Source organism: Pseudonocardia autotrophica (genome assembly GCF_003945385.1).
In the GTDB taxonomy this organism is placed as follows: Bacteria; Actinomycetota; Actinomycetes; order Mycobacteriales; family Pseudonocardiaceae; genus Pseudonocardia; species Pseudonocardia autotrophica.
Genome location: NZ_AP018920.1, coordinates 357,394 through 370,881 on the forward strand (window position 1 = coordinate 357,394; position 13,488 = coordinate 370,881).

The window sequence follows — 13,488 nt, forward strand, 5'->3', positions numbered from 1 at the left end:
GGACGACAGCTAACACAAGAATTCACATATCCGTCAACTATGTTCACGCAGCAGCACATGGACGGTACCGTGCGCTACCGTCCGGGATCGTGCGACGAGGTGTTTCGGAGGTGGCCGGGTGATTCCCGACCAGCGTCGTGAGCGGCTGCTCGTCGAGCTCCGGGGTGCGGGCGTGCTCTCGGTCCGCGAGCTCGTCGAGCTGCTCGGGGTCTCCCACATGACGGTCCGCCGCGACATCGCATCGCTCGAGGCCGAGGGTCGGGTCGCATCGGTGCCGGGCGGGGTCCGGCTGGTCGATCAGCTGCACAGCGAGCCGCCGTACCGCGCGAAGGCGTCGGTCCGGCTGGACGAGAAGCGCGCGATCGCCCGGGAGGCGGTCGGCCTCATCGGCAACGACCAGGTCGTCTACCTCGACGCCGGCACCACCCTCGGGCAGGTCGCGCCGTTGCTGTGGTCGCACACCGGGCTCACCGTGGTGACCAACGACCTGACCACGGCCGTGCTGCTCAGCGAGCACCCGGGGCTGGAGCTCTACCATGTCGGCGGGCGGGTCGACCGGGCCAACCGGTCCACCGTCGGGGAGCTGACGGCGCGTGCGGTCCGCGAGCTGAACCTCGACGTCGCACTGATCTCGACCAGCTCCTGGGACGAGCAGCGGGGGAGCACCACGCCGCACGAGGCCAAGGTGCCGGTGAAGCAGGCCGCGATGGAGGTGGCCGCCCGGTCCTACCTGGTGGCCGGCTCCGACAAGTACGGACAGGTGGGCACCTTCCGGGTCGCCGACCTCACCGGATTCGACGCCGTGGTGACCGACTCCGGCCTGCCTGCGGCCGTCACGGCCCGCCTGCGCGCCCGCGGAGTGGTGCTGCGGACCGCCCCGCCCCCCGGCGCCCCGGCCTACGCCTGATCCTGCCGATCGCCCGTCCGGAGCTCTCGTCGGCCGCATTGACAAAATAATCTGTCAATGCTCTCCTGGGTGCGTGCCCACCGACGCGGTCGACGTCATCGCCACCTCCGGCGCGGCGATCACCGCGCTGGATCCCGTCCGTGCGCGGCTGCTCGCGGAGCTGGCAGAGCCGCGCTCGTCGAGCGAGCTGGCGCGAATCCTGGAACTGCCTCGGCAGCGGGTGAACTACCACGTCCGTCGGCTGGAGGAGCACGCCCTGGTCGCCGCGGCCGGAGAGCGCCGCTGGGGCGGGATCACCGAGCGACTGCTGGTCGCGACCGCGCGCGGCTACCTGGTGTCGTCGGAGGCGCTCGGGCCGGCGGGCGCCGCCGACCCGGGACTTCGACCGGACCGGCTGTCCGCCGCGTACCTGGTGTCGCTGGCGGGCCGCGCCGTCCGGGAGGTCGGGGCCCTGCTTCGGCGCTCGCGGACCGGCGGCGGTCCGGCCGAGACCTTCGCCCTCGACGTGCAGATCACCTTCCCGACACCCGCCGCGCGGGCGGCGTTCGCCCGCGACCTGGCCGACGTCGTCACCGGCGTCATCGCCCGCCACCACGACGACCGCGCACCGGGCGGCCGGCCGCACCGGCTCGTCGTCGGTGCCTACCCCCTGGACAGTGAGGAGCACACCGATGTCTGAGGTTCGCACATCGATCGACGACGAGGACGGCCGGTACCGCGCCGTTGCCGAGATCGAGGTGTCCGGCACCCCTGAGCAGGTCTGGGAGCTCATCGCGACCGGCCCGGGGGTCGAGGCCTGGTTCGTCCCCGCTGAGGTGGAGCCGGGGGTCGGCGGCCGCTACCTCACCCGGCACGGGGACTTCGGTGACTCCGAGGGCGTCATCACCGCGTGGGAGCCGCCGCATCGCATCGCCTACGACGAGCCCGACTGGCAGGGGCCCGGCACCGAGGTGCCGACGTGGAACACCGAGATCGTCGTCGAGGCCGTGTCCGGGAGCATCTGTGTGGTCCGGCTGTCCTCGGGCTTCCTCGCGGGCGGCGACGCCTGGAGCGATGTCATCGTCGGGACCTTCGCCGGCTGGTCGGGGGCGCTGCGCAACCTGCGTCTGTACCTGACCCACTTCGCCGGCCTGCCGGTGACGACGCTGTGGATCCGCCACGAGCTCCCGCTCGGCGCACCGGACGTGATCACCGCCGCCGGGCTGCGCGAGGGCCGGGTGGGCGCCCCGGCCGCCACCGCCGCCCCGGCCCCGACGCTGAGCGGGACGCTCGAGCAGCGGACCGACGACTCGGTCGTCGTCCGCACGGCGGAGCCGTGCCCCGGCATCGCCGAGATCACCACGCTCCGGCATGAGGGCACCTGGGTGGTGTTCGGCTGGACCCTCTACGGCGAGGACGGGCCCGAGGTGCTCGACCGGGAGCGGGCCGCCTGGGCGTCCTGGCTGGCCGGGCAGGTCACCCGCACCGGCGGCTGAGCACCGCTCAGTCGCCCTTGCGCAGTTTCGCCAGCATCTCGTTGTAGGCCTTCAGCTCGGCGTCGTCGTCCCGGACGGCTTGCCGGTCCTTGCGCACCGCCTCCCGGGAGTCGTCCCGGGACCACTGGACCACCAGCGTCACCATCACCAGCAGCATCGGCAGCTCGCCGGTGGCCCAGGCGATCCCGCCGCCGACGCTCTGGTCGGCCGCCAGATCGAGCCAGGGCAGCCCGACCTGGGCGTAGAAGTTCTGCCCGAGCACGTTCGACGAGCTCATCACGGCGATCCCGAAGAACGCGTGGAACGGCATGGTCGCGAGCAGCACCGCGAGCCGGCCGAGGTGCGGCAGCTTGTGCGGAGCCGAGTCGACCCCGATCAGCGGCCAGAAGAACAGGTAGCCGACCAGCACGAAGTGCAGGTTCATCAGCTGGTGGGTCCAGTGGAACCGCAGCGCCCCGTCGAACAGCGACGTGAAGTACAGGACGTAGAACGAGCCGACGAACAGCACCGCGGCGCAGCCCGGGTGGGTCAGCACCCGCGCGACCCGGGAGTGCACCAGGGCGAGCAGCCACTCGCGGGGTCCGGGCGGGTTGCCCCGTCCGGCGGGGCGCAGCACCCGCAGCGCCAGCGTCACCGCGCCGCCCAGGCTGAGCAGGATGGGGGTGAGCATGTTCAGCGTCATGTGGCTGATCATGTGGACGCTGAACATGGCCGGGGAGTAGAAGCCCAGACCGGACGATGTCGCGAGCAGCAGCGCCGCGCAGCCCAGCATCCAGGCCCAGGTGCGGCCCACCGGCCAGCGGACCCCGCGGGACGCGAGCTGTCGCACCCCGAGCGCGTACAGCGCGGCGAGCAGCAGCGCACCGGTGCCGAAGACGATGTTCCAGCGCCACTCGACCAGCAGCGTCAGCGCGCTGAACGGCCGGTCGACGTTCCAGCCGATCAGCGTCTCGAGCGCGGAGTCCGGCCGGACCAGGAAGCGCGGCGGCACCAGCCGGGTCCCGGCGACACCCAGCGCGGCGACCAGCGCCCCGGCCACCGCGAGCACCGGGAGCAGTCGCCCGGCGGAGTCCGGCCGGGTCGAGGAGAGCGCCCGGGCAAGCACCGCGGTCCCGGCGACGAGCAGGGCCAGCAGCACCGCGGACGCGGCCACCGTCGTCGCGTACGCCGATCCGGCCCACGGGCCGTTCCAGACGACGACGACCTGGAAGACGATCTCGCCGACGAGGTACACCGATCCGGCGCCGATGAGCACGGCCCGGCCGCGGCGTCCTGGCGTGCCGGTGAGCGGGCCGCCGTGGATCCGGTGCGCGGCCAGCGCGGCGGCGACACCGAGGAACACCACCCCGGAGACGGTCCGGAGCATCACGCCGTCGCCGCTCCAGTCGTGCGCCATCCCGGTGGCGGCCGGGTGCACCGCGGCCGGGAACAGGGCGGAGGCCGCGGCGAGTACGCCGAGCGCGGCGGTGGCCTTCCAGTTCAGGACGTACCCGGCGCCGGCGGCGACCAGCAGCAGCACGAGCCCGGCCAGCGTCCAGCCCATCGGCTCGTTCAGCGTCGCGGCGGCGCCGAGCCAGCCGAACGGGCCCGCGGAGGCCAGGTCGCCGAGCGCGGTGCCGGACATGTCGGCGACCGACAGCCAGCCCGCGACGATCCCGGCGACGCCGCCGAGCAGCGCGGCCAGGCCACCGCGGCGCAGCGCCCGGTAGCCGTGCACGTCGACGGTCCCGGACGTCTGCGGTGCCGCGACGAACCCGGCGACCAGCAACGATCCGGCGGCGAGCGCCATCCCGGCGACGGTCGCGACCCGCGCCAGCACGGTGCCGATCCGGATCACGTCGTCGGGGACGGGCAGCCCGCCCTGGCCCCAGTAGCCGTCGTCGCCGAGGGTGAGGCCGACCGCGACGCCACCGCAGACCGCGACGAGCAGCAGGGTCATCGCCGTCGTGAACGGACGGAGATCGCGGCCGCGCCGGCCGGTGCCCTCACCGGTGTCCGGTCGCGCTGTGGCCGCAGCCGGCTCCGTGCTCGCGCTCACCGAGTTCCTCCGCAGGTCGTGCCGGACGGGCCGATCCTCCGGATGCAGCCCGCGGTCTCACCCACGATGGTCCCCGATGGCCCACCGGCGCCGCCGCCCCGGGTAGCGGACGCCACCCGGGGCGGGTCCCGCGGTCAGTTCCCGCCGTCGCCGGTGAGGTTGCGCCACCACTGCTGGACGGTGTTCCAGAAGCCCTGCGCGCTCTCGGTGATGTCGTCCGGGTTCGGCAGGTTCGTGGGCAGGTCCGGCAGCTCGGTCGGGATGTTCGTCGGGATCGTCGGCAGCTCGGTGGGGATGTTCGTCGGGATCGGGAACCCGCCGTTGCCGCTCTCCTCGGTGGTGGTCGGGGCCGGCTCGGTGGTCTCCTCGGTCGTCGTCACCGGGGCGCTGGTCTCGGTCGGCGCGGGCGCCGGGGTCTCCTGATCGTTGCCGCTGAACAGCAGGAACCCGATCAGCAGCACCAGCAGTGCGACGACGAACGCGCCGATCGCGATCCACTTCCCGGGGCTCGACGAGCCGAGATCCTGGCTCCGGGGTTCCGGCTCGGGCTGCACCGGGGCGGCCGGGGCGGGGCTCGCTGCGGTCAGCATCTCGGCGACGCGGTGGCCGTCCGGGCGGCGGCGTGGGTCGGTGGCGGTGGCCGCGGAGATCGTCGAGCGCAGCGGCTCCGGCACGTCGGCGGGCACCACCGGGGCCCGGTTCACCCGCTCGGCGGCGCCCTGCAGACCCTCGCCCTGGTACTCCTGCCGGCCGGTCCACGCCTCGAGCAGCACCAGCCCGAGCGCGTAGACGTCGGCGGGCGGGCCGACGTCGGTGCCGCGGACCTGCTCCGGCGCGAGATAGGCGGGCGTCCCGATGATCTCGCCGGCGGCGGTGTGGCCGTCGGCGCCGAGCAGCGCGGCGATCCCGAAGTCGGCGAGCCGGGCCCGGCCGTCGGAGTCGATGAGGATGTTGGACGGCTTCACGTCGCGGTGCGTGACGCCCTGGCCGTGCACGTAGGCGAGGGTCTGCGCGACCTCGGTGCCGATCCGCCGGATGTCGTCGGGCGGCAGGTCCTCGGCGGCGATCACGTCCTTCAGCGACGGCCCGTCGACCAGCTCCATCACCAGGTACGCGCGATCGGACTCGACGGCGAAGTCGTGCACCGCGACCAGGCCGGGATTGCGCAGGTTCGCCATGACCTGCGCCTCCTGCTCGAAGCGCTGGTCGGCGGTCGGGTCGTTGCCCGGTCCGAAGATCTTCACCGCGACCGGGCGGTTCAGCCGGGTGTCGGTGGCGCGGTGCACGTCGGCCATCCCGCCCTGGCCGATCAGGCCCTCCAGCCGGTACCGGCCGCCGAGCAGCTCGGGCTCGGTGACCGGCGCGGGCATCATCCGGGTGGCGTCCGGGCGCTGCGGGCGGGCGGCACCGTAGGCGGCGGTGGGCGGCGGGCCGACCCGGCGGGTCGGGTCACCGGCGTCCATCCGGCGGGTGCCGTCGGGCTGCCCGACCCGGCGGGTGGCGTCCGGTCCGGAGCGACGGCTGCCGCCCGGCGGTGGTGCCGCGGCGTACCGGGCCGGGTCCTGGGGGCCGGGGCCCTGCTGTGGCGGCGCGGCGCGGCGGGTGGGGCCGGGATCCGCGGGGCGGGCGCCGCCGCGGCGGCGGTTGCCGGTGCGCCACGCGTCGGGCGCGCCCTGACGGGTCGCGTCCGGATCTGCACCGCGGCGAGCCGCGTCCGGATCGGCACCGCGGCGAGCCGCGTCCCGGTCGTCACCGCGCTGCACTGGCCCTCCCGATGTTCCTGGTCACCGGCCCCGGGACGGAGACGGCACGAAACGTGGGCCGACGCTACCGGCCCGCGGGTGTCGCGCGGTGCGACGGCGCGCGGGCGACCGCGGTACGACCGGGTGATCACGGATCGGGAACCGGAGCGTTCGCCGGGCGACCGTCCCGGTTCCCGATCCGTGATCAGACGGTCGCGGAGATCCGGGCGAGGAGGTCGGCGGTCGGGGCGGGGTGGACCTGGACACCGATGTGTGAGGCGTCCAGCTCGTGCACCGTGAACGTGTTGCCCGGGGTCAGCGCATCGGCCTCGGCGATGTAGCGGTCCTGCAGCGCGACCGGCAGCGCACGGTCGGCGGGCAGCCGGACGTAGTGCCGCGGGATCCGGCCCCAGTGCTCCGCCCCGGCCTGCGCCAGCGAGTCGTCGATCAGGATCGACTCGTCCGGGTCCTGCACGTGCAGGTAGGCCAGCAGCTCGTCGCGGGTGCCGTCGGCGAGCAGTGCCTCCTGCAGCAGGTCGAGCATCTCCGGGTCGTCGGTGCGCCAGTTCAGGCGCAGTCCGCGGATCGTCGTCGGGTTCGCGACGACCAGTGCGGTGGTGCGGTGCAGCAGGCTGTCCGCGTTCTCCGGGGCGATCTGATAGGCGCCGGAGTCGGCGTTCACCGGGCAGTGCGCGGAGATGTAGACGAGCCGGTCCACCAGCTCCGGGTGGCTGTTGCCGACGGCGTTGAGGGTGAGCCCGCCGCGGCTGACCCCGGCGAGCACGACCGGCCCGTGCTCCTTCGCCCGGCGCAGTACGTCGGCCATGGCGGCGACGTCGTCCGGGGTGCCGATGCCCTTCATCCCGCTGGTCTCGGAGCCGAGCAGCGTCCGGTCCTGGGAACCGAGGTAGCCGCGCGGTATCCGCGCGCCGGCACCGTGCCCCGGCAGATCGACGGCGAGCGCCCGGACCCCACGCAGTGCGAGCTCACGCACCACGCCGTTCCAGGACGAGGCGTTGCACCCCATGCCGTGTACCAGTACGACGGTCGGATCCCCGGTAGTCACGATCGGCCATCCTGCCCCGCGTCGGCCGGGGCACGCCAGGATTTCAGCGTGCGACGGCGGGGGTCCGCAGATCGGCGGCCGGGAACGGGGGCCGGTCGTCGAGCCGGACCGACAGCTTCCCGGCGGCCCGCCAGGCCCGTGCGGTGAGATCGGTGTCCTCGTCGGTGACCAGGTTGCCCATCACCCGCAGCGCGACCGTCATCAGGGTGCGCGAGCGCATCCCGATCGGCCCGGCGAGCGGGAGCAGCCGCGGGATCGTGATCAGCCCGGCGAGCCGCCGCGCGATCGAGAACGCGAGTCCGTAGTGCGAGCGCAGCGTGGCCGGCCATGCGGTGCCGAGATCGGCGCCCGCGGTGAGCAGCTCGGCGACCAGCCGCCCGGTCTCCAGGCCGTAGTCGATGCCCTCGCCGTTGAGCGGGTTCACGCAGCCCGCGGCGTCGCCGATCAGCGCCCAGTTGCGGCCGGCGACGCCGGACACCGCACCGCCCATCGGCAGCAGCGCCGAGCGCGGGAGCTCGACCTTGCCGCGCAGCTGCCAGTCCTCGCGGCGGGCGTTCGCGTAGTGCTCGATCAGCGAACGCAGCTTGATGTTGGCCGGGCGCCGGTCGGTCGCGAGGGTCCCGACGCCGATGTTGACCCGGCCGTCGTTCAGCGGGAACAGCCACCCGTACCCGGCGAGCACCTCGTCGTTCTCGCCGCGCAGCTCCAGGTGCGAGCTGATCCACGGGTCGTCGTGCCGTCCGGAGGAGATGTAGCCGCGGGCGGCGACGCCGTAGGCGGTGTCCTGGTGCCACTCCCGGCCGAGTACCCGGCCCAGCGTGGAGCGCGCCCCGTCGGCGACGACCAGGTGCCGGCAGGCGACGGTGCGGCCGTCGGCGAACACCACGGACTCCACGCGGTCACCGGAGAACACGACGTCGACGGCCTTCGCGCCGTCCATCCCGATGGCGCCGGAGTCGAGCGCGGCCTGCCGGATCCCGGCGTCGAGTTCGGTGCGCGGGATGGCGGATCCGTGCGCCGGCAGCGACCCGCCCGGCCAGGGCAGCTCCAGCACCTGCCCGAACCCGTGCGCGCGCAGGCCCTGGTTGGTGCCGTGCGCGTCGATCCAGTCGCCGAGCCCGAGCCGGGACAGCTCGGCGATCGCCCGCGGGGTCAGCCCGTCGCCGCAGGCCTTGTCCCGCGGGAACTCCGCGGCGTCGGCGAGGACGACGTCGAGGCCGTGCCGGGCGGCCCAGGCCGCAGCGGCGGAGCCGGCCGGTCCGGCGCCGACGACCAGCACCTCGGTGCGCTCCGGCGCGGGGCGCGCCGGGGTGTCGGAGACGGCGGGCGACGGGGCGGGGCTCATGACCCCAGTGTCGCAACCCGGACACCGCGCTCGCCGCCGAGCGTGCCCCCGATCACGGCCGGAGCATCCGCTCCAGGACGACGTCGTGTGCGTGCCGGGCGCGTCCGGCGTCCCGCAGCGCCAACTCGTAGGTGTGCGGCCCGGTGGTGACGGCGATCCGGCCGGACGCGACGACGCCTCCGGTGGACGTGCGGCCGGACAGCAGCGAGACCGAGCAGATCCGGGCGTACGGGATCGAGGTGAGCGCCGTGCGTCGTCCGGCGAAGGCGTTGTCCTGGAGCAGGACCCGCAGGTCGGTCAGCCCGATGAACCCGGCACCGGGATCGGTCGCGTCGTAGACGGCGACGATCCGTTCGCCGGGCAGCAGCGCGGCGGCGACCGTGTCGAGCTGGTCGCGCTCGTCGAACACCGGGCCGCTCACGGCTGCTCCCAGGCCTCGGCCGCGGCCAGTGCCAGGCCGAACAGGCCGGCCCTGGCCTCGCGCGCCGTCGTCCATCCGCGGTGGTCCCATTCCGGACCGGCCAGCGAGTCGGCGGCCAGGAACACCTGGCCGTAGCCGATCCCGAGCCGCCGTGCGGCGGCGACCAGCGCGGACGCCTCCATGTCGACGACCGCGCAGCCCTCGGCCCGGCGCCGCTCGATCCGGCCGGGGGTCTCCCGGTAGACGGCGTCGGTGGTCCAGCAGCGGCCGAGGACCCAGGGGATGCCGGCGTCGCTCAGCATCCGTTCGAGCACCGCGATCCCGGCCGGGTCGGCGTCCAGCGTGCGTGAGGGCGGCAGGTAGTGGAACGAGGTGCCCTCGTCGCGCAGCACGCTGCCGAGCACCACCGCGTGCCCGAACGTCAGCTCGTGGCGCAGCGCGCCGGCGCCACCGACGCCGACGATCCTGCGCACCCCCATCGCGACCAGGTTCTCCAGGAACATCGCCGCAAGCGGTGCCCCGACGCCGGGGTGCAGCACCGCGACCGGCCGCCCCCGCGGGCCGTGCGCGCGCCAGATCGGGGTGCGGCCCAGCTCGGTGCGGAGCACGGAGAGCGCGCGGGCGTCGCCTGCGCCGAGCGCGTCGACGACCTCCGGGAACCAGCAGAGCACCGCGGTGTCCGGCATGTCCGGTGGTCGGCGCACGATCGACTCGGCGCGGATGACGCCCTCGTCGGCCAGGTCGTCCTCGGTCAGCGGCAGGTCCACGGGGGAGATCCTGCCCGGTGATCACCCGTTGCGGAGTGCAGCGCCCGCGGGCGACCGTGCCGCGCCGGAACGGGTGATCGGTCGCGGGGCAGTATGGTCGGACGGTGTGAGGGGCCGCGTACCGCGGGCCCGGTTGGACGGTGGAGCAGGCATGGCCGGAGAGTTCCGCGGCCCGCCCCCGCGTGGTGGTCCGCCGCCGCAGGGTGGCCGCCCGGGCAGTCCGGGCTGGGCGAACCAGCCGTCGCGCGGTCCCCGTCCGCTCCCCGGGCAGGGCGGGCGCCCGATGCCGCCGCCGTCGCCACCGCAGCAGCCCCGGCAGTCACCGCCGGCACGCGGTCGTGGCCCGCTGCGCTCGCCGCCGCCCGGGCGGACGTCCCGGTCCGGTGCGCCGCCGCGCGGCACCGCGATGCCCCGCCCGGCCGGGCCCGCCGGCCCGGGACCGGGCGTGCATCCGGCCTCGCTGGCCCCGCGGGACGGCCGGATCACCAAGGGCCCGACGATGCCGGACTGGCGGCGGATGCGCGGGGGGATGCGCGGCCGCTGGAAGGCCGTCCTGGTCGTGCTGCTGGTCGCGTTCGTCGGCTTCGGCGTCTACCTGGACCAGAACATGACCCGGGTCGAGGCGCTCCCCGCGGAGAGCGCGGGCGCCGGATCCGGCACGAACTACCTGATCGTCGGTTCGGACAGCCGCGAGGGCCTCTCCGCAGAGGACGAGGAGCGCCTGGCGACCGGCGACGCGGCGGGCCAGCGCACCGACACGATCATGCTGCTGCACAGCGGACGGTCCGGCGACGTGCTGATCTCGCTGCCGCGCGACTCCTACGTCCCGATCCCCGGCCGCGGCAGCAACAAGATCAACGCCGCGTTCGCGTTCGGTGGCGCGCCACTGCTCGTGCAGACCGTCGAGCAGGCCACCGGCCTGAAGATCGACCACTACGTGGAGGTCGGGTTCGGCGGCTTCGTCGGCGCGGTGGACGCCGTCGGCGGGGTCGAGATGTGCGTCGACGAGGCGATGAACGACCCGCTCGCCGGACTGGACATCGAGGCGGGCTGCCAGGACATGGACGGCCAGACCGCGCTCGGCTACGTCCGGACCAGGGCGACGCCCGGCTCGGACTTCGACCGGGTGCAGCGGCAGCGCGAGTTCCTGTCCGCGCTGCTGAGCCAGGCGACCAGCCCGTTGACGCTGCTCAATCCGTTCCGCACGATCCCGCTGGCGTCGGCGATCACCGACACGATCACAGTCGACGACTCGGACCGGCTGTGGAACGTGGCCGGCCTGGCCTGGGCGATGCGCGGCGCGTCCGGCAGCAACGGGGTGCAGACGACGGTGCCGATCGGTGGCAGCGCCGGCGGCTCGAACCTGCGCTGGGACCGGGAGCGGGCCTCGGCGCTGTTCGGAGCGCTGCAGAACGACCAGCGCCCGCCGGAGTCGAGCTTCGGCCCCTGAGCTCAGGCCGTCCGGCGGCCGGCGCGGCGGCGGGTGCTGGGCTTCGCGTCGTCGGTGCCGGTCGCGGCGGGCTCGTCCTTCTCCGTGGACGTGCTGCGGGACCGGCCGCCCGATGCGGTCTTCCGGCCGGACGAGCCGGAGCCCGATGCGCTCTCCGATCCGGTGCCGGATCGGCGGCTCCGGGTGCTCCCGGTCTTCGCCCCGGCCGCCGTTCCGGACTTGGTTCCCGAGGCAGATCCGGACTTCGCTCCGGAGGTAGATGCGGTCTTCGAGCCCGACCTCGTCCCGGTCTTCGAGGCCGTCTTCGTTCCGGACTTCGCCCCGGTCGTCGTCCCGGAGTCGTCCGAGGCGTCGTCGGCCCCGCCGGTGTCGGATTCGGCGGTGTCGGCGGCCTCGGGGGTGTCACCGGCTCCGGACTCGCCGGACTCGCCGGATCCTGAGTCAGCCTTCCCGCTGGACGACCGGGCGGCGTCCACGCTGGCCTGCAGTGCGGAGAGCAGGTCGCTCATCGAGTCGGGGCCGTCGGCGGAGCGTTCCGCGGCGGGGGCCGGGCGGGCGTCGCCGTCGGAGCGCTTCGTGTCGATCAGGTCGACCATCGCGTCCCGGTACTCGTCGTGGAACTCGGCCGGGTCGAAGTCAGCGCCCATGCTCTCCACCAGCGAGGCCGCCATCTGCAGCTCCTGCGGGCGCAGCTCGACGTCGGTCTCCAGCACGTCGAAGTCGGGTTCGCGCACCTCGTCGGTCCAGATCAGGGTCTGCAGCACGATCACCTTGCCGCGCACCCGGAGCAGCGCCAGCGTCTCGCGCTGGCGCAGCGCGACCTTCACCACGGCGGTCCGGTCGGTCTCGTTGAGCGCCTCGCGCAGCAGCGCGTAGGGCTTCGCGGCCTTCGTCTCCGGTTCGAGGTAGTAGGTCTTGTCGAACAACATCGGGTCGATCTGGTCGTTCGGCACGAACTCGACCACGTCGATCTCGTGGCCGGTGGACACCGGCAGCGAGGCCAGGTCGTTCTCGTCGAGGGTGATCAGCTCACCCTCGGGGGTCTCGAAGCCCTTGACGATGTCGGCATAGGACACCTCCTCGCCGCACACCTCGCAGGTCCGCTTGTAGCGGATCCGGCCGCCGTCCTCACCGTGTACCTGGTGGAAACGTACGTCGTGGTTGGACGTCGCCGAGTAGACCTTGATCGGGACGCTGACCAGGCCGAACGACACGGCCCCGCTCCAGATGGCACGCACTGGCTCATCCCCCTCGTCCCGGCGTTCGGTGACAGCATGACGGTGTGTTGCCCATGCTCGCCACCCCCGGAACCCTCCCGACCGGGCCGGGATGGTCGTTCGAGGTCAAATGGGACGGCATGCGCGTGCTGGCGACGGTCACCGAGGGTGGCCCCGGTGGCGCAGCGCCCGTTCTGCAACTGCGTACCCGTTCCGGGCGCGACGTCACCCCCAACTTTCCCGAGCTGGCCGGGCTGCTGGAGCTGGCGCCGGACGTCGTACTGGACGGCGAGGTCGTGCTGCTCGACGACGGCGTCCCCAGCTTCGCCGCGCTCGCGCACCGTATGCAGGGGGTGGTGGGGCCGGCCGCCGCGCAGCGCCGCCCGGTGACGTTCATGGTGTTCGACGTGCTGCGGCTCTACGGGGTGCCGCTGCTCGACCGTCCGCTGGCCGAGCGCCGCGCGACGCTGGACCGGCTGGCCCCGGCGCGCATCGCGCACGTCGAGATGTCCCCGCTGTACCCGGACGGCGCCGCGCTGCTGGCGGTCACCGCCCAGCGCGGGCTGGAGGGCGTCGTCGCGAAGAAGGAGACGTCGGTGTACCGGCCGGGGCGGCGCAGCCCGGACTGGGTGAAGGTCGCCCACCGGCACTCGCAGAGCTGCCTGGTCGGCGGCTGGCGGCCGGAGCGGTCCGGCGCGGACCGGATCGGTGCACTGCTGCTCGGCGTGCCCGGGCCGGACGGACTGGAGTTCGCCGGACGCGTCGGGTCCGGTCTCGCCGGGACCGCGGTGCAGCAGGTGCTCGCCGAGCGGCTCGGGCCGCTGGAGTCCGCGACGTCCCCGTTCGCGACGGCGATCCCGCGGGCGGACGCGACCGGGGCCCGATGGTGCACCCCGTCGGTCGTCGTCGAGGTGGCGCACCTGGGGCGGACGCAGGCGGGGCGGCTGCGGCAACCGGTGTTCCGCGGGGTGCGCGACGACGTCGGCCCGGCCGAGGTGCGCCGCGAGCCCGGATGATGACACGATCACCACGCTTCTGCGCACGCGGTGCGGCGGTGTGG

General features: G+C 74.1%; 12 protein-coding genes. 5 read left to right on the forward strand and 7 right to left on the reverse strand.

Going from position 1 to position 13,488, the window contains the following annotated elements:
- Nucleotides 1-118: 118 nt before the first annotated feature.
- The 3 genes from Pdca_RS01745 to Pdca_RS01755 all read left to right on the forward strand — a co-directional run bounded on the left by Pdca_RS01745 (nucleotide 119) and on the right by Pdca_RS01755 (nucleotide 2,382).
- Nucleotides 119-907, forward strand: coding sequence for a DeoR/GlpR family DNA-binding transcription regulator (locus tag Pdca_RS01745; protein WP_085911842.1), 789 nt, complete (start codon nucleotides 119-121; stop codon nucleotides 905-907).
- 73 nt (nucleotides 908-980) lie between these two features.
- A complete protein-coding gene (locus tag Pdca_RS01750; protein ID WP_085911841.1) occupies nucleotides 981-1,586 on the forward strand; it encodes an ArsR/SmtB family transcription factor in 606 nt (201 codons plus the stop codon).
- Nucleotides 1,579-2,382 (forward strand): SRPBCC family protein, encoded by an 804-nt coding sequence (locus Pdca_RS01755; RefSeq protein WP_085911840.1) that lies wholly within the window; start codon nucleotides 1,579-1,581, stop codon nucleotides 2,380-2,382. Before Pdca_RS01750 ends, Pdca_RS01755 begins: the two co-directional genes overlap by 8 nt.
- 7 nt (nucleotides 2,383-2,389) lie before the next feature.
- Here the strand turns inward: Pdca_RS01755 and Pdca_RS01760 are convergent, their stop codons facing one another.
- The 6 genes from Pdca_RS01760 to Pdca_RS01785 form a co-directional block, all read right to left on the reverse strand.
- Entirely contained in the window at nucleotides 2,390-4,420 is a 2,031-nt protein-coding gene (locus Pdca_RS01760) for a cytochrome c oxidase assembly protein (RefSeq protein WP_085911839.1), read from the reverse strand.
- 134 nt (nucleotides 4,421-4,554) lie between these two features.
- A complete protein-coding gene (locus Pdca_RS01765) occupies nucleotides 4,555-6,183 on the reverse strand; it encodes a serine/threonine-protein kinase (protein WP_085911838.1) in 1,629 nt (542 codons plus the stop codon).
- 184 nt (nucleotides 6,184-6,367) lie between these two features.
- On the reverse strand, nucleotides 6,368-7,228 hold the full coding sequence (locus Pdca_RS01770) for an alpha/beta hydrolase (protein ID WP_085911837.1): 861 nt from the start codon (nucleotides 7,226-7,228) through the stop codon (nucleotides 6,368-6,370).
- 43 nt (nucleotides 7,229-7,271) lie between these two features.
- On the reverse strand, nucleotides 7,272-8,573 hold the full coding sequence (locus Pdca_RS01775; RefSeq protein ID WP_085911836.1) for a geranylgeranyl reductase family protein: 1,302 nt from the start codon (nucleotides 8,571-8,573) through the stop codon (nucleotides 7,272-7,274).
- A 52-nt stretch (nucleotides 8,574-8,625) separates the two neighbouring features.
- Nucleotides 8,626-8,994 carry a PH domain-containing protein gene (locus Pdca_RS01780; protein ID WP_085911835.1) on the reverse strand — a complete coding sequence of 123 codons (369 nt, stop codon included), beginning with the start codon at nucleotides 8,992-8,994 and terminating at the stop codon, nucleotides 8,626-8,628.
- Nucleotides 8,991-9,761: a nucleoside phosphorylase gene (locus Pdca_RS01785; RefSeq protein ID WP_232021375.1), complete on the reverse strand. Its 771-nt coding sequence runs from the start codon at nucleotides 9,759-9,761 to the stop codon at nucleotides 8,991-8,993. Before Pdca_RS01785 ends, Pdca_RS01780 begins: the two co-directional genes overlap by 4 nt.
- A gap of 445 nt (nucleotides 9,762-10,206) precedes the next feature.
- On the opposite strand from Pdca_RS01785, the gene Pdca_RS01790 reads away from it, so the two are divergent.
- Nucleotides 10,207-11,211, forward strand: a complete 1,005-nt coding sequence (locus Pdca_RS01790; protein ID WP_232021376.1) for an LCP family protein — start codon at nucleotides 10,207-10,209, stop codon at nucleotides 11,209-11,211.
- 2 nt (nucleotides 11,212-11,213) lie between these two features.
- Here the strand turns inward: Pdca_RS01790 and ku are convergent, their stop codons facing one another.
- Complete coding sequence (ku, locus tag Pdca_RS01795) at nucleotides 11,214-12,449, reverse strand: non-homologous end joining protein Ku (protein ID WP_232021377.1); 1,236 nt, start codon at nucleotides 12,447-12,449, stop codon at nucleotides 11,214-11,216.
- A gap of 53 nt (nucleotides 12,450-12,502) precedes the next feature.
- Here ku and ligD point away from each other — a divergent pair, with 53 nt between their 5' ends.
- Entirely contained in the window at nucleotides 12,503-13,444 is a 942-nt protein-coding gene (gene ligD / locus Pdca_RS01800) for a non-homologous end-joining DNA ligase (protein ID WP_085911833.1), read from the forward strand.
- Nucleotides 13,445-13,488: the final 44 nt, after the last annotated feature.

Excerpts from the sequence above, each read along its gene's own strand:
- Pdca_RS01755 (WP_085911840.1), top strand. The coding sequence starts at position 1,579 with ATGTCTGAGGTTCGCACATCGATCGACGACGAGGACGGCCGGTACCGC.
- Pdca_RS01775 (WP_085911836.1), bottom strand. The coding sequence starts at position 8,573 with ATGAGCCCCGCCCCGTCGCCCGCCGTCTCCGACACCCCGGCGCGCCCC.
- ligD (WP_085911833.1), top strand. The coding sequence starts at position 12,503 with ATGCTCGCCACCCCCGGAACCCTCCCGACCGGGCCGGGATGGTCGTTC.